Source organism: Paeniglutamicibacter sulfureus (genome assembly GCF_030512175.1).
GTDB lineage: Bacteria > Actinomycetota > Actinomycetes > Actinomycetales > Micrococcaceae > Paeniglutamicibacter > Paeniglutamicibacter sulfureus.
This window is the reverse complement of sequence record NZ_JAULBL010000001.1, coordinates 897,483-917,471: the sequence shown is the minus strand read 5'-3', so window position 1 is coordinate 917,471 and position 19,989 is coordinate 897,483. Positions and strand designations below refer to the sequence as shown.

Annotated in this window: 19 protein-coding genes, 1 pseudogene and 1 riboswitch; of the genes and pseudogenes, 16 read left to right on the top strand and 4 right to left on the bottom strand. The window is 64.6% G+C overall.

Annotated elements, in window-relative coordinates:
* Positions 1–35 precede the first annotated feature (35 nt).
* Both Q2T94_RS04025 and Q2T94_RS04020 read left to right on the top strand, forming a co-directional pair.
* On the top strand, positions 36–959 hold the full coding sequence (locus Q2T94_RS04025; protein WP_302262973.1) for a M23 family metallopeptidase: 924 nt from the start codon (positions 36–38) through the stop codon (positions 957–959).
* Positions 960–1,086: 127 nt separating this feature from the next.
* Positions 1,087–1,240, top strand: a riboswitch (cyclic di-AMP (ydaO/yuaA leader).
* Between the two features lie 5 nt (positions 1,241–1,245).
* The gene (locus tag Q2T94_RS04020) at positions 1,246–2,097 is read left to right on the top strand and encodes an NlpC/P60 family protein (RefSeq protein WP_302262972.1); all 852 of its coding nucleotides are present in this window, start codon (positions 1,246–1,248) and stop codon (positions 2,095–2,097) included.
* A gap of 160 nt (positions 2,098–2,257) precedes the next feature.
* Here Q2T94_RS04020 and Q2T94_RS04015 read toward each other — a convergent pair.
* Positions 2,258–2,612: pseudogene (locus tag Q2T94_RS04015) on the bottom strand (IS30 family transposase); the annotation flags it as partial.
* A 120-nt stretch (positions 2,613–2,732) separates the two neighbouring features.
* A complete protein-coding gene (locus Q2T94_RS04010; protein WP_302262971.1) occupies positions 2,733–3,149 on the bottom strand; it encodes a four-helix bundle copper-binding protein in 417 nt (138 codons plus the stop codon).
* A gap of 1,480 nt (positions 3,150–4,629) precedes the next feature.
* Between Q2T94_RS04010 and Q2T94_RS04005 the strand changes: the two genes are divergently transcribed.
* Both Q2T94_RS04005 and Q2T94_RS04000 read left to right on the top strand, forming a co-directional pair.
* Positions 4,630–4,779 (top strand): DUF305 domain-containing protein, encoded by a 150-nt coding sequence (locus tag Q2T94_RS04005; RefSeq protein ID WP_302262970.1) that lies wholly within the window; start codon positions 4,630–4,632, stop codon positions 4,777–4,779.
* A 145-nt stretch (positions 4,780–4,924) separates the two neighbouring features.
* Complete coding sequence (locus tag Q2T94_RS04000; RefSeq protein ID WP_302262969.1) at positions 4,925–6,178, top strand: YibE/F family protein; 1,254 nt, start codon at positions 4,925–4,927, stop codon at positions 6,176–6,178.
* Positions 6,179–6,245: 67 nt separating this feature from the next.
* Here the strand turns inward: Q2T94_RS04000 and Q2T94_RS03995 are convergent, their stop codons facing one another.
* Positions 6,246–6,761 (bottom strand): DUF2269 domain-containing protein, encoded by a 516-nt coding sequence (locus Q2T94_RS03995; RefSeq protein ID WP_302263360.1) that lies wholly within the window; start codon positions 6,759–6,761, stop codon positions 6,246–6,248.
* Positions 6,762–6,763: 2 nt separating this feature from the next.
* Positions 6,764–6,991 carry a hypothetical protein gene (locus Q2T94_RS03990; RefSeq protein WP_302262968.1) on the bottom strand — a complete coding sequence of 76 codons (228 nt, stop codon included), beginning with the start codon at positions 6,989–6,991 and terminating at the stop codon, positions 6,764–6,766.
* Between the two features lie 119 nt (positions 6,992–7,110).
* On the opposite strand from Q2T94_RS03990, the gene Q2T94_RS03985 reads away from it, so the two are divergent.
* The 12 genes from Q2T94_RS03985 to Q2T94_RS03930 all read left to right on the top strand — a co-directional run bounded on the left by Q2T94_RS03985 (position 7,111) and on the right by Q2T94_RS03930 (position 19,868).
* Positions 7,111–7,686, top strand: a complete 576-nt coding sequence (locus Q2T94_RS03985; RefSeq protein WP_302262967.1) for a TetR/AcrR family transcriptional regulator — start codon at positions 7,111–7,113, stop codon at positions 7,684–7,686.
* A 447-nt stretch (positions 7,687–8,133) separates the two neighbouring features.
* Complete coding sequence (locus tag Q2T94_RS03980; RefSeq protein WP_302263359.1) at positions 8,134–10,254, top strand: heavy metal translocating P-type ATPase; 2,121 nt, start codon at positions 8,134–8,136, stop codon at positions 10,252–10,254.
* Positions 10,188–10,646 carry a hypothetical protein gene (locus tag Q2T94_RS03975; protein ID WP_302263380.1) on the top strand — a complete coding sequence of 153 codons (459 nt, stop codon included), beginning with the start codon at positions 10,188–10,190 and terminating at the stop codon, positions 10,644–10,646. The genes Q2T94_RS03980 and Q2T94_RS03975 overlap by 67 nt, the downstream gene beginning before the upstream one ends.
* A gap of 100 nt (positions 10,647–10,746) precedes the next feature.
* Positions 10,747–11,364 carry a DUF305 domain-containing protein gene (locus Q2T94_RS03970; RefSeq protein WP_302262966.1) on the top strand — a complete coding sequence of 206 codons (618 nt, stop codon included), beginning with the start codon at positions 10,747–10,749 and terminating at the stop codon, positions 11,362–11,364.
* Positions 11,365–11,454: 90 nt separating this feature from the next.
* Positions 11,455–12,318: a F510_1955 family glycosylhydrolase gene (locus Q2T94_RS03965; RefSeq protein WP_302262965.1), complete on the top strand. Its 864-nt coding sequence runs from the start codon at positions 11,455–11,457 to the stop codon at positions 12,316–12,318.
* Positions 12,319–12,362: 44 nt separating this feature from the next.
* Positions 12,363–13,085, top strand: a complete 723-nt coding sequence (locus Q2T94_RS03960; RefSeq protein ID WP_302262964.1) for a GNAT family N-acetyltransferase — start codon at positions 12,363–12,365, stop codon at positions 13,083–13,085.
* Between the two features lie 825 nt (positions 13,086–13,910).
* On the top strand, positions 13,911–14,408 hold the full coding sequence (locus tag Q2T94_RS03955) for an HNH endonuclease (protein WP_264268526.1): 498 nt from the start codon (positions 13,911–13,913) through the stop codon (positions 14,406–14,408).
* Positions 14,405–15,073: a molybdenum cofactor guanylyltransferase gene (mobA, locus tag Q2T94_RS03950; protein WP_264268525.1), complete on the top strand. Its 669-nt coding sequence runs from the start codon at positions 14,405–14,407 to the stop codon at positions 15,071–15,073. Before Q2T94_RS03955 ends, mobA begins: the two co-directional genes overlap by 4 nt.
* Positions 15,074–15,088: 15 nt before the next feature.
* A complete protein-coding gene (locus Q2T94_RS03945; protein ID WP_264268524.1) occupies positions 15,089–15,367 on the top strand; it encodes a DUF6457 domain-containing protein in 279 nt (92 codons plus the stop codon).
* A 10-nt stretch (positions 15,368–15,377) separates the two neighbouring features.
* Complete coding sequence (locus Q2T94_RS03940) at positions 15,378–16,577, top strand: molybdopterin molybdotransferase MoeA (protein WP_264268523.1); 1,200 nt, start codon at positions 15,378–15,380, stop codon at positions 16,575–16,577.
* A 63-nt stretch (positions 16,578–16,640) separates the two neighbouring features.
* Positions 16,641–17,474, top strand: a complete 834-nt coding sequence (gene fdhD / locus Q2T94_RS03935; RefSeq protein WP_264268522.1) for a formate dehydrogenase accessory sulfurtransferase FdhD — start codon at positions 16,641–16,643, stop codon at positions 17,472–17,474.
* Positions 17,475–17,546: 72 nt separating this feature from the next.
* A complete protein-coding gene (locus Q2T94_RS03930) occupies positions 17,547–19,868 on the top strand; it encodes an FdhF/YdeP family oxidoreductase (protein ID WP_302262963.1) in 2,322 nt (773 codons plus the stop codon).
* Positions 19,869–19,989 lie beyond the last annotated feature (121 nt).

Sequence of the window (19,989 nt, the reverse complement as noted above, 5' to 3'; positions counted from 1 at the left end):
ATGCTTCGCCTGCTGAAGGTTCACTAGAGCAGATCGTGGACACCGCCCTGAGTGGTGAAAACACTTCCCGACGTTCCGGTCGACGCGCCCTGAGCGCGGTCCCTGATTCCGTCGAGACCCCTGACAACACGCAGTACACCGGCCGCCGCTTCGTAGCGGGCCTGCGCTATGGCGTATCCCCGGACGCGGACGCAATTGCCGCCACCGAAATTCCCGTCGCCCTGGCTGCGCCGGCAGCACCCGTTGCCGCCCCGGCCGAGGTCGACGAACTGGACAATGTCCTGAAGTTCGCCCCCCGGGCCCAGCGCCCCCGCCTTGGCTTCACGCACAAGCTGGCGGCAGTCGCCGCCGTTTCCGGTCTGGCGTTCGCCGCAGCCTCTCCCGCAAAGGAAGCCGAAACGGCAGCTGCGGGATCCGAGCGCGTCGCCCAGTCCGTCGTGGTCGACGTCATGGCCCCGGCCGACGACGAGGTCAAGATCGAGCGAGCCTCGCTGACCAGCGAATTCACCGAGGAAGACAAGCTGGCAACGGTCTTGACCGCAGCCGGCGGAGACGTCACCAAGCTGGCCGCCGAAGGAGTCCTGGCCCAGCCGGTGGACAGCATCCGGTTGACCTCGCGCTTTGGTTTCCGCAAGAATCCGACCGGTCCGGGGTACATGAACCACAACGGCCTGGACTACGCAGTTCCCATGGGTACGCCGATCAAGGCAAGCGCCGCCGGCACCGTCGTGCAGGCCGCCTGGGCCGGCCACTCGGGCTTCCGTGTGGAGATCGACCACGGCAACGGACTGCACACCAGCTACAACCACAATTCGGCGCTGAAGGTTTCGGTGGGCCAGAAGGTTAAGCGCGGCGAAGTCGTCTCCCTGGCTGGCAGCACGGGCAACTCAACCGGCCCCCACCTGCACCTGGAAGTCATCGTCAACGGCAAGTGGGTAAACCCCGAGGCCTGGTTATAACGGCAATTGTCACCGTTCCGTGATCAGAACGTGACTTTTGGATTCGCTTCATATATTCTAGATACGTGACCAGGGATCATCCCTGTTCACCGCCGCGGGAAGTGCCGAGCACTGCCAGCCCACGGTGTCCGTTCAATTACTCGTTTGGCAGTGGCGGGGGACCCACATTCGGTTTCCACACAGGAAGCCTTGGGGTTAAGTGGTTCGGCCTGGCGGCCGGATTGCCGAGTGACTCCCACTCGAACCCGACAGCTCACCTCGCAGGCATCAGGAGAGGCATTACTACGTGACTACACGTCAAGCATTGGGCCGCCACCGCGCGACCCCGGTTCGGACCAACCCACTCGAATCCATCTCGAAGGCAGTTGCCTCGAACGCTGGTTCGGTTGGACGCCAGGCAGCAGTCATTGCAGCCGCATCAGGCCTCGTGCTCACCTTGGGCGTTCCGGCCCAGGGCGATGTTTCCCGCGAGGCAAGCGCGGTTCCCGTGGAAGGTCTCTCCGCGGACCGCGTAGCCGTCAAGGCCGTTTCGGTCTCGGCTGCCAAGGCCAAGGACCTGAGCATCGAACGCGCAGCGTTCACCTCCAAGCCGGCTCCCGCCCCTGTTGTCGTCGCCGTGGCCAAGGAAGTAGCCCCGCGCAGCACCGCGTCGGAAACGCGCTCCAACGACACCGCTCCGGTGACCCGCTCCAACAACGACTCGGACGCCTACGCCCCGGTCACCCGATCGAACCGCGACAGCGCGCCGGAAGCCTCGACTCCGAAGCCCAAGAGCGACTCGATGAACACCGCCAACCTCTCCGGTATCGCTGCCACCGCTGCCAAGTACGAGGGCGTTCCCTACGTTTGGGGCGGAAACACGCCGTCGGGCTGGGATTGCTCCGGCTTCGTCAAGTACGTTTACGCGAAGCACGGCATCAACATTGCCCGTGGCACCGCGGCAATCCGCGCCTCCGGGCAGTTTGTTCGCACCAGCTCCCCGAAGCCGGGCGACCTGGTCTTCCAGAACGGTGGCGGCCACGTCGGTATCTACCTGGGCGGCGGCAAGATGATCGGTGCGCAGAATCCGACAACGGACACCATTCTCCATAACGTCACTCGCAACCCGCTCTACGGTTACTACACCCTCAAGGGCTAGTTGTAAGGTTTTCAAAGCCTCTGACCAATCCGCAAGGAATAGTCAGAGGCTTTGTTCGTTTACCCCGCTTCCTCTCCCATGGGCAATTCTCGGCTTATAGGCACAGTGTGTCTGCCCCGGGTGTGTGGCGGATTCTAGGAGTCGTTGCAACACCTGGTGGCTAAACTACCAAGAGTACTCCACGCAGACGCTCGGTTGGGGTATCCCAGGCGAGCGTTTTGCGCGGGTGCGCGTTGAGCAGTCGGCTGACTCGTTCGAGCTCGTCCGGGCTGTGGACCGAGAGGTCGGTTCCTTTGGGAAAGTATTGGCGCAGTAGTCCGTTGGTGTTCTCGTTGGAGCCTCGCTGCCAGGAGCTGGCCGGATCCCAGAAGTAGACATCCATGTCGGGGACCAGGGAGAATGCCCTGCGCGTCGCCATTTCGGCTCCCTGGTCCCAGGTCAGGGAACCCTCTGAGGCGTTCCGGCAGCCCGCCCATGGTCTTGATGAGTCCGTCGCGGACGGTGGCGGCGGTGTGGTCGGTTGCCCTGATGCGCGTTCTGATGCTCTCCTTCGGCGTTCTTCGTTGTCTCCGACATTTTCCTGGTAAAGGCCACATCACCGCTTCGATTCCTGAACCGCTCTTCTGGGAAGGCTTCTATTCTTGGTTGTATTCGGAAGCTCCGCGTCTGAGGGATTCAAGCAGTTCATTGCAGGCGTTTTCGCAACGGCGGCAAGCTTCAGCGCCGAAGCAGCAGTGTTCGTGCATGCCGGCGTGCCGTTCACATTCATCGGCGCATCCTTTGCATGCTGCCGCGCAGGCTGCCAATACGGCCTTGGTGATATTGGCGTCATGCCCGGTGTGCCGGGAAGGAATGTTCCCGGTGGTGGCGCAGATGTCCGCACAGTCCAGGTTGGTACGGATGCACTTGGTCAGCTTAGCGACCATGTCTTCGCTCAAGCAGGCATCGGCGCAGGCGGTGCAGGTCTGCGCGCATTCAAAACACGCAGCGATGCACTCGGCAAGTTTTTGGCGGTCAGTGCCACCGAGATCCTTCGGATAGGTCTCCAGCATTCAAGTGATATGACTCATCATTCTGCTTCTAATCCAGGAGCATTATGAGAGTCGGCGGTCTGCCGCCCCGCTTTGGCCACAGTAGCCTTGTCAAAGAGGGGCGGCCCCCCCCTTCCTCCAGGAAAAAAAGAGTCAACCGAAGGGCGTTCATCATCACCCCGGGTCACTCTCGGTCGAGGCGACGGCATTCCCCCCCAGTTCCCTGAACTCGTCGTTTCTCGCCTTCTTCGGGCCCTGACTACAGCGTTGACCTGGTCCAGTCAGATCTACCCCGCGTTCGGGCGCTGATGGACGTTCAACATCCGGCTGCAAAAAATTGAAGAGAACTGTACGTCGAAGCCCTCAAAAACCGAATGGCCGCAATGCTCCTCTCTTTGGCGGTGCACTACCTCCGGAGCCGATCTGCAGGTCATGAGGTGGCGTGATTCATGAGGTAAGCGTTCTTCCCCTGTGGTCTCTGCGATTGCCGTTTCCCACACAAGTTGTCGTAAAATGGATGAATCGCAGCCGGGACAACGGGCCCCAAGGGCATTGATGTGGTATTGACACACTACTTTTCGATCTTGCCAGTGTTGCGATGTCGCCAGCTCCAAAGCCGGGCTACGCCATTGTCGACAAATGTCGTGATAACGGAGGCCCTCGGCCCAACGGCATGGTCCGAAACGCCTATCAGGGAAGGTAGCCCGACATGATAAAAAGCCGAGCATTCTTGCCGTTGGTGTTTCGCCATGCTTATATTCTGATCGCGTTGTTCCTTGGCCTACTCGGGATGCACATTCTTGGTGTGGATCACCATGTTCCACATGCAACTCATAGTCCCTGGGTCGGGGTCATCGGTCAGGAAGCCATCCTGGATTCCGCTCACGATCCGAACCTGCTCCCAGCACTGATTCAGCACCCCCCGGCCGACGATACCCCTGCTTTAGTTACGGGGGATTCCCCGGGCGGTGTGGAGTCAGCCTTGATCGGCATGTGTGTTCTTGCCCTATCTATCGGTGGACTCTTCGTCCATCCTGTTTCGAGGACATTTCGGTCCGTACCAGGTCGGGGACTACCCGCCCCACCCGTTTCCTCGGTCCCCCGGATTCATGCACACATAACACCTTCGCTAATCCAGCTTTCGATCAGTCGCACGTAAAGCAGTGGTGGGGCCCCGAGGCCAGCCATCTTTTTGCCGTGCCCGTTTTCGATAGCGAAGCGGGGTCGAGAGCAAGAATCCTGTCCGCGAAGGATGAAATCCGTGAATCAGCGGAGTTCACGGTCCCGGCTGTCCTTTTGCAGCGTTGCCGGATCAGGCATACAACGCTGTCAGTAGCCAGCCACCAACAGGGCACCGTTCCTAGATTCGTCCCCAGCATCGAGAGCCTGAACCGCATGGTCCAAGCTCTCGGCGAACTCCTTTTTTGTGACAGGGCATCACTTTGGCAAAGCGAACATCGCTCGGACGGAGATCCCCCACCGCGGCGCAGAGCTGTCGGGGATGATCGCCCATGACGAAGGCGCAGTGGAGAAGGCCGGGACCGAGGTCACCGACGGAAAGAACGCCGACGCCGTGGCCCTGGCCAAGAGCATCGCCTCTTCCCAGGAATCCGAATTCAAGAACATAAATGACCTGCTCTCCACCCTGTAGCGAGTCCTGACCCATTTTTGCTGGTGGATTCGCGGCAATGCGGATCCACCACCGACCACATTTTCTTCCCTGTTCGCTATGGCCCGACATGTTCCCGCATCTCGCCATACCGCGCTCATTCAATCAGTCTGGAGCTGAACCTTTTATGGGTGGACACCACCACGCCGACGTACTCGTTGACCCGGCCCGGCGCCGACGCGCCAACCTCATCCTTTGGATCCTGCTTGCCCCGGTGGGGGTGCTGGCGTTCATCGCAACCATCATGCTCTGGCCCAGCGGCGACATCGCCAAGTCCCCGCTGAACGACACCTTCAACACCGCCAACGGTGCGGAGCTTTCCACCGGAACCGTCACCCGGACCGTGAGTGAAGTCTGCCCGTCCTCCCAGGGACTGGACGAGGTCGGCGGCAAGGAACTGATGTGCGAGATTTCCTATGTCGCCCCCGAGGCGGGCGGCGCATCCTTCGCCCTGGAAGTTCCGCCGGAAACGACCCAGTCCCGGCCACTTGAGGCCGGGGACAAGATCAAGTACCTCGACCTGTCGCACACCACGGATACATCCGCGCCGTATGTCTTCGTTGATTTTGTGCGCTCGACCCCGCTGGCCCTGCTCGGCATCGCCTATGCGGCGGTGGTGTGCATGGTCGCGCGGTGGCGCGGGCTGCGTGCCTTGGCAGGGCTCGCCGGCGGGTTGTTCTTCATTGTGAGCTTCATGGTGCCGGCGCTGCTCGAAGGAAAATCCCCCATGCTGGTTGGGCTCACGACGTCCACCATCGTCATGTTTGCAGCACTGTATTTTGCCCACGGATTCTCCGCACGGACCTCCACGGCGCTGCTGGGCACGCTGTTCGGGCTGGGCGTCACCGCGGCGATAGCCACCTGGGCCACCGACGCTGCGGCGCTGACCGGTGCAACCGAGGATTCGGCCCTGACTCTCAGCACGGTGGTGCCCGAACTCAGTCTCTCCGGGTTGTTGCTGTGCGGCCTGCTCATCGCCGGCATGGGCGTGCTCAACGACGTGACCATCACCCAGTCCTCCGCGGTCTGGGAGCTGGCGGAAATCGCACCGCATTCCACTGCCCGGCAGCTTTTCGCCTCGGGGATGCGCATCGGCCGGGACCACATCGCCTCGACCGTCTACACCATTGCCTTCGCCTACGCCGGCGCGGCACTGCCGATCCTGGTGTTGGTGAGCTTGTACGACCGACCCCTGATGGACACCCTCACCACCGGCCAAATGGCCGAGGAAGTCATTCGAATCCTGGTGGGTTCGATCGGGCTGGTATTGGCCATTCCGGTGACTACGGCCATTGCCGTGGCCGTGGTCAAGGCCACCGGCTCCGGTGCCAAGCCCTTGGGCCGACGCGCCATGGAGCCGGCCGTGTCCGAGGTCGACTGATCCGTCGGCACGGCATCAAGGTACCGCAGCACGACCGCCCCCGTCCCGCTCAAGGCTAATGGGTAGGTCAACTTGGTGACTCGGTCGCCTCCTGCTTGCGGGACAGTCCCCACCCGGTGATTCCGCGCGGCTTGAACACGGACAGAACAAGTGCCACCACAAGCACCAGCAGCGCGGCGCCGGCATGGAGAACCGGGGAAAAGCTGGGAAGGATTTCCCCTGCAGCTGGCGCGGTACCCATTGCGGCGTCGGCCAAATGGCGCAAAGTCTGCATGTACATCATCAGGACGGCGGTCGCCAGCACGGTGATTAGCAGTTTCATGAGGATCCAGTAGTGCCGGATGAGGCCCCAAGCGGTGCCCAGAGACTGGATGAGGCCGGTCGTCAGCGTGGCAACACTCAGCGGGACCAGGATCGACCAGCCCATAAGCTCCATTGCAATATAGGCCGCTTGCGCCACCTGCCGGTCCCCGGTCGTCACGGCTGCGATTGCCAGGGCAAGGAATCCGGCGACCGCACCGAGCCAACCCACAGAACAGCCGATGTGTGCCGTCAATGCTGCCTTGCGCAACTTTGGTGCCATGATCACCGCAGATCGGCCTCCGCCATTCCGGAAGGAGCGCCCTCTGCGGAGAAATGGCGTCCGGGGCCGTGTTCTCCGCCGCTCAGTAGGCCGATGACCAAGAACGCCACCAGGACCAGCGCTATGACCACAAACACCTTGACCCAGCGGGGCGTTTTGGGGGCCGGTCCGCGTGGCGGCCGTCCGCTGCTGGTATCCGGGGGGTGGGAACCGGAGGTTGGACTGTCCATGGCGGCCTTCCTGAAGGGGTACGGGAGCCGGCGGAGGTACCAGCACCCCTTATTTTACGAGACATATTGTCACGCCACAAACAAAGCGCTGTTACATCGGCGTTCCGTATACTAGGTGTGTGCCTAAGTTATGGAGCGAGACAATCGATGCGCACCGCCAGGCGGTGCGCGGGGCGGTCCTTGACGCCGCCGCGGCCCTGGTGGCCGACCATGGATTGATGTCGGTGACCATGTCGAAGATTGCCGAGAGGACCGGCATCGGGCGGGCCACCCTGTACAAGTATTTTCCGGATGTCGAAGCCATCCTCACCTCTTGGCACCAGCGACAGGTCCACGACCACCTGGTCCATCTCGCCGGTGTCCGGGATTCCGCCATTGGCCCCTTGGAGCGTCTGCGTGCCGTACTCGAGGCCTACGCACTGATCATCTTCCGGCACGGCGGCGAGGGGCCGGCGGCCCTGCTCCACCAAGGAACCCATGTCGCGCAGGCGCAGGAACATCTCATCGTCTTCCTCGAGGACCTGGTCACCGAGGCAGCGAATGCCGGAGCCCTCCGAAAGGACCTGACCCCGGTGGAACTGGCCGGCTACTGCCTGCATGCAACCGCCGCCGCCCGCGAATTGCCCTCCGAGGATGCCGTGCGCCGCCTCATCGTGGTTATCCTGGCGGGAATCCAGGACCATTCCGGCGGATAGGAAGCGCAGTAACCGTCCATTTAGCGGGTCGCCGCACCCCATTCCGGCCAGCGTCGGGTATCGGCGAGACGGCTGATGCCAACAATCTTCAAGGATACCGACCCCGCGCGGGCCTGTCCCGGGTACGGTCCACCTCCCTGTTGACATATACCCTAGGGGGGTATAATTTCGGTGGTATCGGATTCGTGCTCCACAAAGGAGCCTGCCCTTACCGGATCCCAGGACGCGGCGTCGTCGGGATTGAGGAGAATCATGAACAGCGGACCACACCACATGGACCCCGGACCTCTGCCCGTCAATCAACAAGAAGACGGCCACCACGCTTCCGGCCAGCCCGAGGGGGGACACGTTATGCGCGGAGCTATGCCTGCCGGGCACGCGCACCCCGGTACCGAGGATGATCATGTCGTCCACGGCCATGGCCAGCATGCCGGGCACAGCACCGCCATGTTCAGGAGCAAGTTCTGGCTCAGCCTGGCACTGTCGGTCCCCGTGCTCTATTTCAGTCCCATGGTCGGCCATCTGCTGGGCTACCACATCCCCGTTTTCCCCGGCTCATCCCTGATACCCCCGGTGCTCGGCACCATCATCTTCCTCTACGGGGGCACCCCGTTCCTCAAGGGAGGGGCCAGCGAACTGAAGGACCGGCAGCCGGGAATGATGCTGCTGATCTCCCTGGCCATCACCGTCGCCTTCGCCGCCTCCTGGACCACCACCCTGGGCATCGGCGGCTTCAACCTGGACTTCTGGTGGGAACTGTCCCTGCTGGTGGTCATCATGCTGCTGGGTCACTGGATCGAAATGCGCGCCCTCGGATCGGCCCGCGGCGCCCTGGATGCCCTGGCCGAACTGCTGCCGGACGAGGCCGAACGCATCACCGACACCGGCACCGAAACGGTGGCCCTGTCCGAACTGGCCTCCGGAGACATCCTGCTGGTCCGCTCCGGGGCACGGCTTCCGGCCGACGGCGAAATCACCGAGGGCCGGGCAGAGCTGGACGAATCCATGATCACCGGGGAATCCAAGACCGTACCCCGGAGCCCCGGGGACACCGTCATCGCCGGCACCGTGGCCACCGACAGCGCCCTGCGCGTGCGGGTCACCGCCACCGGCGCCGACACCGCGCTGGCCGGCATCCAACGGCTGGTCGCCGAAGCCCAGGCCTCCTCCTCCCGGGCCCAGGCCCTGGCCGACAGGGCCGCTGCCTTACTGTTCTATTTCGCACTCGGCGCCGGCGCCCTCACCTTCATCATCTGGCTGCTGCTGGGCAGCCCCGACGAAGCGGTCATACGCACCGTGACCGTGCTGGTCATCGCGTGCCCGCACGCCCTGGGACTGGCCATTCCGCTGGTCATCGCCATCTCCACCGAACAGGCGGCCCGCGCCGGGGTCCTGATCAAGAACCGCATCGCCTTGGAGCGGATGCGCACCATCGACGTCGTGCTCTTTGACAAGACCGGCACCCTGACCAAGGGCCGGCCCGCCGTGACGGGAATCGCCGGCTCCGACGGCGTGGACGAGAACGAGGTGTTGGCGCTGGCCGCCGCCGTCGAGGCCGACAGCGAGCACCCCTCCGCCCGGGCCATCGTCGAAGCGGCACGGGCAGGGGCCCTGGCGGTGCCGCAGGCCACCGGGTTCGCGTCCCTGACCGGGCGCGGGGCCACAGCCGAAGTCGACGGCTGCCAGCTATCGGTCGGCGGGCCGAACCTGATCGCCGCGGAACACTACGACATCCCCACAGTCTTGGCATCACTGACTGCGCCGTGGACCGGCCGCGGCGCCTCGGTGCTCCACGTCATCCGGGACGGACAGGTCATCGGGGCCCTCGCCCTGGAGGACGAGGTGCGCGAGGAATCGCTCCAAGCGATCCGTGCCTTGCAGAACCGCGGCATCATGGTCGCCATGATCACCGGCGACGCGGCACAGGTCGCCGAGGCCGTGGCCGCACAGCTGGGCATCGACGAGGTCTTCGCCCAGGTCCTGCCGCAGGACAAGGACAAGAAGGTCGCCGAGCTCCAGGGCCGAGGACTGAAGGTCGCCATGGTCGGCGACGGGGTCAACGACTCCCCCGCGCTGGCACGGGCCGAGGTCGGCATCGCCATCGACGCCGGCACTGACGTCGCGGTGGAATCGGCCGGGGTGGTCCTGGCCGGCAACGACCCGCGCGCGGTGCTCTCCATGGTCGATCTATCCCGGGCCAGCTACCGCAAGATGATCCAAAACCTGGCCTGGGCCACCGGCTACAACATTATTGCCGTTCCCCTGGCCGCCGGGGCCTTGGCCTTTGCCGGGGTCGCCATCTCCCCGGCAGTGGCCGCGATCCTGATGTCCGTTTCCACCATTGTGGTCGCCCTGAACGCGCAACTGCTGCGCCGGCTCAGGCTCGACCCGACCACTAACCATCAACCACTAAGCCCGACCACTATCCCCCAACCGGGACACTGGACCCCGGAACACCCCGGTAAGCTGGAGGGAAGACAATCGAGCGAAAGGCGGGAGACATGCGCATCGGCACAGCGCTGCGGCGGCGTCACGCTGCTCGCTTCCTCCCGTTACCGACCCTTCTGACGTTGGTCCTGCTCGTCCTGAGCCTGATGGGAATGCACACCATCACCGGCGCCCACGCCGGAACATCCATGGCCGGTTCCCCTGTGGCGGCTCCCGCGTCCGGTGGTGACCACCACCGTGCCGGTCCCGCGGACCACACCCACGATTCATCGGTGTCCTCCCCGGCGACGGCCGGGGCGGAGACGGCATGCCTTAGCTGCTGCAGTGACATGCCGCAGGCAGCGGGCTGCGACCTGGCACCGGGGGCCGGTAGCCTGTCCTGGCTTTTCCTTCCGGTACTCCTGGTCCTCCCCGGCGACTTGGGGCTGCGCGGCCCGCCGCCGGTCACTGGCGCCACCGATTACCTCCTACCCCCTCCTTCACTGATCGAACTGTCCATCAGCCGCACGTAAAACCTTGGCCCCCGCCAGATTGGTGCGGGCCAGTTTTCGCGCGCCCGCACCCCCGCGGGCCGATTGACAGCATCCGAACGACTTGTGAAGGAAAACTCCCATGAAACACCTGACCCTTATTTCAGCGACCGCTCTTGCAGCCGCCCTGGCACTGACCGGCTGCGCCACCGAGACCGGAACGGACACCACCACCACGACCGCCACTCCGAGCATGGACCACGGCACCATGTCCGCCTCCCCGTCCGCCCAAACCCCCGCGGCGGCAGACCACAACAGCGCCGATGCTATGTTTGCCCAGATGATGATCCCGCACCACGAGCAAGCCGTGGAGATGAGCGAGGTGATGCTCGCCAAGGACGGCATCGACCCGGCGGTCACCGCCCTGGCCGAAGACATCAAGGCCGCCCAAGGCCCGGAAATCAAGACCATGACCGACTGGCTCAGTGCCTGGGGTGAACCGGCCACCATGTCGGGGGACCACGGCATGGAAGGCATGATGACCGAGGACGACATGGCATCCCTGGAAGCCGCCCAGGGAACCGAGGCCGCCAGGCTCTTCCTGACCCAAATGATCAAGCACCACGAGGGCGCGGTCACGATGGCCGAGGAAGAAGCCGCCAACGGGTCCAACCCTGACGCCGTCGCCCAGGCTGAAAAAATGGCCCAGGACCAGGGCGGAGAAATCGAGACGATGAAGGAAATGCTGGCCGGCCTCTAAAGGCACCGCGCCATCTGGTTGCGGGGCGCACGATGCGCCCCGCAGCTCCCTCGTCAACGCCCCCCTTGTTCCTGTCTTGGAGACTCCCTCGTGATCCGTCCGTCCTTTTTTGCTGCCCACACCACGGCCCGTGTGGCCGCCGCCGCGGCCTTGGTGATGCTTCTGGCTTCCTGCACCCCCGCATCCCCCCAGGGCCCGCAACCCGCCGCCGCACCGGCCCAACCCTTCGCCCACATCCACGGCATGGCGGTCGATTCCGACACCGGAAAAGTCATGCTGGCCACCCATGACGGGCTCTTCGGCCTCGGCTCCGGAACCCCGGAGAAGATTGGCCCCGCCATCGACCTGATGGGCTTCGCACCCGCCGGCAATGACCACTACTACGCCTCCGGCCACCCGGCACCTGACACCGGCCTGCCCGAACCCGCAGGACTGCTCCGCTCCCAGGATGGCGGGGAAACCTGGCAACAGCTCTCCCTGGGCGGCGTCTCTGATTTCCACGCCCTGGCGGTCACCCGCAGCGGGATCATCGGTTTTGACGGAACCCTGAAGACCACCACGGACCTGAAAACCTGGACCACCCACGACGGAGGCTTCGAGCCCTATCACCTGTCTGGGACACCGACCGGCGATATCGTCCTGGCCACCACGGAGGCAGGCGTGCACCGTTCCACCGACGGCGGGAAAACCTGGGCGGCACCCTCGGCCGGGCCGGTCCTGCTGCTGACAGCCTTTGCCACCGCTTCAACGGTCATCGGCGTGGCACCGGACGGGGCAGTGCATGTCAGCTCGGACGCGGGCCGGACCTGGCGGGCCACCGGGGCCGTCACCGGCCAGCCCTCGGCCCTTGCCGCCGCTGGCCCGGATGAGCGCCCGCAGATTTGGGTTGCCACGCCCACCGGCATCGAGCATTCCGTCGACGGCGGAGAATCCTTCAGCACGGACGGCAAGTGATCCCGTTCGGTTACCGCCCCAAAATCCGGAGGAACACCAAGCCAATGCCCCTTCCTGCAGGCGTCACGATTCGCCGCGCCTCATCCTCCGATCTTTCCCTGACGGGCCACTGGCAATGCCGGTACCTCCGCGACGGGCTGTTTCCCCGGCTGGGTCCCAGGTTCGTCCGGCACTGGCATGCGACCTTCCTCGACGCACCGCGCGGGTTCGCATTCATCGCCGAAGCCCAGGGCCCGGACGGCCAGGTACCGTTGGGCTTCCTGTTCGGCTCCAGCGACCAGCTCCGTCACGTCGATGACGTGCTCCGAGGGCACCGGACGCGGCTGGCCGTCCAGGGAGGCCTCGCCCTGGTGATACGGCCCAAGCTGTTCCTGGGGTTCTTGCGCACCCGCGGCAGGTCCTACCTGAGACGACTGCTCAAGCGGCCGGTCACCGAGGTGGCTCCTGCGGCCGTCCGTGTGCCTGTGCCCGTGCCTCGTGTCGCTGTCATCACCGCTCTTGTGGTGCACCCGGAATCCCGGGGCCACGGTGTGGGCGAACGGCTGGTGAAACATTTCCTCTCCCAGGCTTCGGACGCGGGGGCACCGTTGGCCGAACTCGTGACCAAGGCAGGTCCGGGCGGAGCCGGGCGCTTCTACGAACGGCTCGGATGGGCACCCGTGCATGCACATACAACCAAGGACGGGGAAACAGCCAAGACCTATCGCGTCCATTTGTCCCCAGGGACACCTGATAGAGACCGACCTCCCCGACAGGAACGGTCGTAGCGGGAAACGCTGGGTCGGGTTTGGATAAATTCCGCAGGATCATGATGGAAGCAACAAAGAACTCCGAGTGCAGGCAGGCCGGTGGCCGGGTGAACGATCAGGCCACAGGTCTGGCCGAAAAGTCAACCAAGGGCAAGCACCATGACAAGATTCAACGCGTCCGGGAGGAAGCCCGCAAGCACCTCTACCTGCAGCCCTCATTGGTGCCGGGGCAGGGGAGTAGCGTGAGCAGCCGGAGGTCGAGCCTCCTAGCCTGAAGCCCCGGGTGGCGCTCCGACCGCTCTCCGTGATCCGGGCGGGCCCACCCGAGATTGCCACGGCAAGAACCCGCTTTCCGCTGACAGTGGGTGATACATGATTCGTCCACTCAAAAAAGTTGAATGGGCCAAGGTCACGTAGCCGGCGAAAAATGTCGCGTGTACCAGCACGGACGGGGGGTGAGCTGGAGTGAGGTCACTCAGGCCATGGGTATGTTCAAAGCAGTCGCCATGAGCGCAGATGAGAAGCAAATCTGGATTTCCAGTTCAGCCGGAGTCGAGCATTCGACCAATTCCGCCAAGGGATTCACGGTTCGCCATACTCCGGGCCGCTGACCCAAGGAATGAGTCCGGGTTCCCTGCCCGCCAGGTGTTCGAGGGGTGTACTGCAGGGAAAATTATGGTGGCAATTTCAACTGGTTTTCCACAAATACACGCAAAACCGCTGTTTCTTGTCTTAGGCTAGGTCACAGGAGCCAAAGCCGAGTGCCGTGTGCGCCACCGTGAGGGACTTCCGTCGTGGACGGGTCCCTCGCGTTGCGCCGGGTCAGGATCTAAGGATGCGCGTATGCGAACCCTAGTACTGAATGCAGGATTTGAACCGCTGGCGGTCATCACCTTCCGCCGGGCACTTCTCCTTGTCCTCACCGGGAAGGCCACCGTCCTTGCCGATGACGACCGAGACCCGATCGTCGGGGTCAACCAGGTGATGCCCCGGCCGACGGTGATCCTGCTAAATCGGTACATCCGACTTCCCTACCGCAACACCGTCAATGTCTCGCGCCGCGGCGTGCTGCGCCGCGACGGGCACCGCTGCGGATACTGCGGACGCAGCGCCAACACGATTGACCACATCGTGCCGCGCAGCCGCGGCGGGGAGGATTCGTGGGAGAATCTAGTAGCGGCATGCCAAGGCTGCAACAGCGCCAAGGGGGACCGGACGCTAGCACAGCTTGGCTGGAAGCTGCGGTTCGCCCCGAGCCGACCGCGTGGCGCCCAGTGGTTCATCACCGAGCTTGAGCGCCCCGCAGAGGCCTGGAGTCCCTTCTTACGGAGTGCAGCATGAAATTCGATGCGATTATTGTGGCCGGTGGCCGTGGATCCCGCCTGGGCGGCGTCAGCAAGCCCCTACTGGAACACGGAGGGGAAACGCTGCTGGAGCATTCCCTGAACGCCGTCCGGGACGCGCAGGCCATCGCCGTGGTCGGCACCCATGCCCTGGCCGAAGCCGTCACCCGGTACATGGATACCGCGCCGGATTTCCAGCGCGTGGTCATCACCCGCGAATACCCCAGCTTTTCCGGTCCAGCGGCAGCGGTCGCCGCCGGACGGGCGGCCCTGGACGACGGCCCCGACGACGAGAGCGCCCAACGCCAGAACCAGGCCTCAGAACTGACCGTGGTGCTGGCTTCGGACTTCCTGGATCCGGGTCCTGTCGTGGACGCCCTGCTGGCGGCCACAGGGAAGCCCTCCAAAGGGGTGGAGGCGTGGGTACCCCAGGATGCCTCGGGCGTGCTGCAGACACTCTCCTGCGCCATCCTCACTTCCTCCTTGCGACAGGCCATCGACCAGGCCACCGAACCCCGCGGAAGTCTCGAAAATGCGTCAATGATGCGTCTGCTTGCTACAGTGCAGATGGAACGCCTGAAGCTCCCGGATGCGGACTTCAGCGACATCGATACGCCCGGGGATGCCGGGCGCCACGGGATAGCGGTGGCCAACGGCCACTGACAAGGAGAACGCACCATGCCTGCAGCCGAGCTCGAGGATTGGGTCAAGGAACTGCTGGCGGCCTTTGACCTCGCCGACACCAGGATCGACATCGACCAGGTTCTTTCGCTTGCAGGGGTGGCCGCCCACACCATTGTCCGTCCGGCGGCACCGCTGACCACCTACGTGGCAGGCTACGCGGCCGGCCTGGCCGTCGGCAGCTCCCGGTCGGGCGAACTGGACGCCATGGACGCGGCCGACGGATTGGCCCGCGAGGTCCTTGCAGCACGCACCGACTCCCCTGACAACGCCTAGCACGGGCGCCATGGAAGACCACCAGTGGGAGGCCGCGCGCGCCGATGCCCATGCGCTGGGCTCCAGGATTGCCGGCATTCGCGAAACCGTTCCCCTTCACCTGGCCGGCGGACGAATCCTGGCCGCCGATCTGACGGCCGCCTACCCGATGCCGCATTGCGCCACCTCGGCCATGGACGGATACGCCGTCAACGGCACCGGGCCGTGGAAACTGCTCAGGGCGCACGCAGCCAACCCCGCTGCGGCGGACCGCGTGGTGCTCGCCGCCGGCGAAGCCAGCGCCGTGGTCACCGGGTCCCTGATTCCCGAGGGCACCACGGCCATCCTGCGTGTCGAGCACTCGACGCTCCAGGGAAGCCTGCTCTCCAGCGAGCGGACATTGCGCGCTGGCGACGACATCCGGCCCTCCGGCACCGAGGCCTCCGCCGGGGATGTGCTGGCCGCCGCGGGTACGCTGCTGCGGGCCGGTGTGATCGCCACGGCAGCGGTGGCGGGACACGACGAACTCCCGGTCGCTGCCGTCCCGCCCGTGCACCTGGTGTTCACCGGGGATGAGGTCATCACCTCAGGTCACCCGACACCTGGCCAGGTCCGAGACGGTTTTTCCCCGGTGCTGCCCCTGGTCGTAGCGGCCCTCGGCGGCACGGTTGCCAGCAGTACCCGCATCGGAGACACCCTTGCTGCCACCATCGCGGCCATCGACGGCGAAGACGCCAGGGCGGCTGCCCTGGTGGTGACCACCGGGGGCACTGGATTCTCCGAGCGCGACTTCGTGCGCGCCGCGGTCAGCGCCATCGGGGGGCGGGAAGCCATCTCCTCCGTGGCCATGCGACCGGGCCACCCGTCAATGGTCGCGGTGCTTCCCGGCAACCGCCTGTTGGTGGCCCTGCCCGGCAACCCGTTGGCCGCGCTCATGGCCGTTGCAACACTCGTCGACCCGATCCTGCGCGGGGCAAACGGCAGCGCATTGGCCGAACTCCACACGGCAACCTCGGCCACGGACTTCACCAAGCTACCGGGCAGGACCCGTCTGGTCCCGGCCCGTTGGGTCCCGGCTGCCGGCGGTGCCGACCCCGATGCACTGGCACCGGCCGAACATGTGGCACCTGCCATGCTGCGCGGACTGGCCGCTGCCGACGCCATCTTGGTGGTGGGTCCCGACGGCGCCACAGCCGGCGACCCGGTGCCCTATCTTCGGCTACCTTGGTAGGTGTGCGGTCGCCGCACCGCGCGAGCTGCGGAACGCGGCCAAGGCTAGAAGGGCAATAAAGATATGGGACGGAAAATAGCACGCAGGCGCATCGTCCGCGCCACGCTAGATGGTGCGCGGATCGCGCGCGAGGAAAAACTCGCGGTCGAGGAACCCCTGGAAATTCGCTTCAACGGGACGTCCTTCACCACCTCCATGCGCACCCCCGGAGACGACTTCGACATGGTCGCCGGCTTCCTTCTCGCCGAGGGAATCATCAGCCGCACCGAGCACCTGGTCTCCATGCGCTATTGCGCCGGCACCGACGAGGACGGCAACCAGACCTTCAACGTCATCGACGTGCAGGTTGGTTTCGGGGCCCAGGCCCCGGATCTTTCCGCGGCACGGAACGTCGTGACCTCCTCGGCCTGCGGGATCTGCGGCACCAACTCCATCGACGAGGTCTCCAAGAAGTCCTCCTATCCGCTGGACCCGGCCCGGGGCCACCTGGATGTGAAGGTGCTGCTGGGATTGCCCGACACCCTGCGCGAGGCACAAAATCTCTTCAGCGCCACCGGGGGAGTGCACGCGGCGGGGCTGTTCACCACCGACGGCGAGCTGCTGGTCCTTCGCGAGGACGTGGGACGGCACAACGCCGTGGACAAGGTCATCGGGGCCGGGCTACGCGAACAAAAATTACCGCTTCATGACACCATCCTGCAAGTCTCTGGGCGGGCCTCCTTCGAACTGGTGCAAAAGGCCGCGATGGCAGGGATCCCGGTCCTTTCGGCGGTCAGTGCTCCCTCTTCGCTGGCAGTGGAATTGGCCGATGAAACCGGGTTGACGCTTGCGGGTTTCTCACGGGGTAGTACGGTGAACTTATATACGCATGCCGACCGGGTGAAAACCGGTTCATAGCCCGAATAAGGCACCCGGTTTCCGGCACGCGCGACTACGGTCAACAACACCGCACTTCGACGTGGAGGATACATGCATCGGCCAGCCCCAACGCAGGACATCAACGAGGATGACCTGAAAGTCACCGAGCCAAAACGCAGCGCGGCCGGGGTCAAGGCAGTGATGGTGTCACTGGAACGCGGCTTCTCCGAGGCGGGCGTGAGCCGGACACTGAGCTCGATGCTGCGCATCAACCAGCGCGGCGGGTTCGACTGCCCGGGCTGCGCCTGGCCCGAATCCATCACCGGGGCGCGCAAGCCCGCGGAGTTCTGCGAGAACGGCGCCAAGGCCATCGCCGAGGAAGCCAGCGCCCGCACGGTGACTCCCGAGTGGTGGGCCAAGCACCCCATCAACGTGCTGCGTGAGAAGACCGAGTACTGGCTCGGCTCCCAAGGCCGGATCACCGAGCCGATGATCATCCGCGAGGGCGAAAGCCACTACACGCCGATCACCTGGTCACAGGCCTTTGCCACCATCGGTGAGCATGTGAACGCGACCACGCCGGAAAAGTGCGTGTTCTACACCTCGGGGCGCACCGCCAACGAGACCGCGTTCATGTACCAGCTGCTGGCCCGCTCGCTGGGCACCAACAACCTGCCCGACTGCTCAAACATGTGCCACGAATCCTCCGGCTCCGCGCTGAACCCCACCATCGGGATCGGCAAGGGCACCGTTTCCCTTGAGGACTTCGAACACGCCGAGTTGATCTTTGTCATTGGCCAGAACCCCGGCACCAACCACCCCCGGATGCTTTCCGCCCTCGCCGATGCCCGCAAGCGCGGCGCCCACATCGTGGCGGTCAACCCGTTGCCCGAGGCCGGCTTCTTCGGGTTCAAGGATCCGCAGTCGCTCAATGGCATGCTGGGACGCTCCGATGACATCAGCGACCACTTCCTGCAGATCAAGGTCGGCGGGGACCTGGCCCTCTTCCAGGCCTTCGGCCACCTGATCTTCGAGGCCGAGGCCAAGAACCCCGGCACCGTCATCGACAAGGAGTTCATCGACTCGGCCACCGACGGCTTCGAAGCGTACAAGGAAGCCCGCTTAACCCTGGACTGGGAAGCCACCGAGGAAGCCACCGGGCTCACCCGTGCCGAGATCACCACCGTTGCCAACCTGCTCATCAAGTCCAAGGCCTCCATCTTCTGCTGGGCGCTGGGCCTGACGCAGCAGCCGCACTCGGTGCCCACGCTGAAGGAAATCATCAACCTCCTGCTGGTGCAGGGGAACTTCGGCAAGCCCGGCGCCGGTGCCTGCCCGGTCCGCGGACACTCAAATGTCCAGGGCGACCGAACCATGGGCATCTGGGAAAAGCCGGGCGAGGCATTGCTGGCCGCCCTGGATGCCGAATTCAACATCGATTCCCCGCGCGCCCATGGCTACGACTCCACCGAGGCCCTGCAAGCCTTCGAGGAAGACGAGGTAGACGTCTTTGTCTCCATGGGCGGGAACTTCGCCCTTGCAAACTCGGAAACCGAGGCATTGGAGGCGGGCATGCAGCGCGCCAAGCTCACGGTGCACATCTCCACCAAGCCCAACCGCTCCCACGTGGTGCACGGGCAGACCTCGCTGATCCTGCCGACCCTGGGACGCACCGACCGGGACGACAAGCACCCGGGCGGCGCACAATTCCTCTCGGTGGAGGACTCCATGTCGGTCATCCACTCCACCCAGGGCCGACTCAAGCCGGTCTCCGAGCACCTGCTCGCCGAGCCGGTTATCGTGGCGCGGATGGCCCAAGCCATTCTCGGCGAGGACCACTCGGTCGACTGGAAGGGAATGGCGGAGGACTACGACGTCATTCGCGACCACATCTCCCGCGTGCTGCCGGGCTTCGGGGACTTCAACAAGCGGGTGCGCGGGCGCAACGGCTTTGTGCTGCCCAACCCTCCGCGCGACACCAGGTCCTTCGCCACCGACATCGGCAAGGGTAAGTTCACCGTTTCGCCCTTCGAGGCGCTCTACGCGCCCGAGGGCCACCTGGTCCTGCAGACCATGCGCAGCCACGACCAGTACAACACCACGTTCTACGGTCTGGACGACCGCTACCGCGGCATCAAGGACGGGCGCCGCGTCATCCTGATCAACCCGCAGGACCTTGCAGAACTCGGTTTGGAGGACAAGTCCTTGGTGGACGTCATTTCCACCTTTGGCGGCACCGAACGCCGGGCCAACCGCTTCCGGCTTGTCTCCTATCCGACTGCCAAGGGCTGCGCAGCAGCCTACTTCCCGGAAGCCAATGCACTGGTCCACCGAGACTTGGTGGCACGCGAATCCAATACGCCGGGATTCAAGGCCATCATGGTGCGCTTCGTGCCGCACGAACTCGCGCCGGGCCCGACGCTGGACAGCTAGCCCCGAAAAAGCGCGGCGAGCCCGTAGCTTTGCGGAAGCAACACGAAGGTCTCGGTGGGCAAGTCACCGGGACCTTCGTTGCGTGGGCAGCTGCTTCTGGTGATCCCGGCGGCGAGAAACT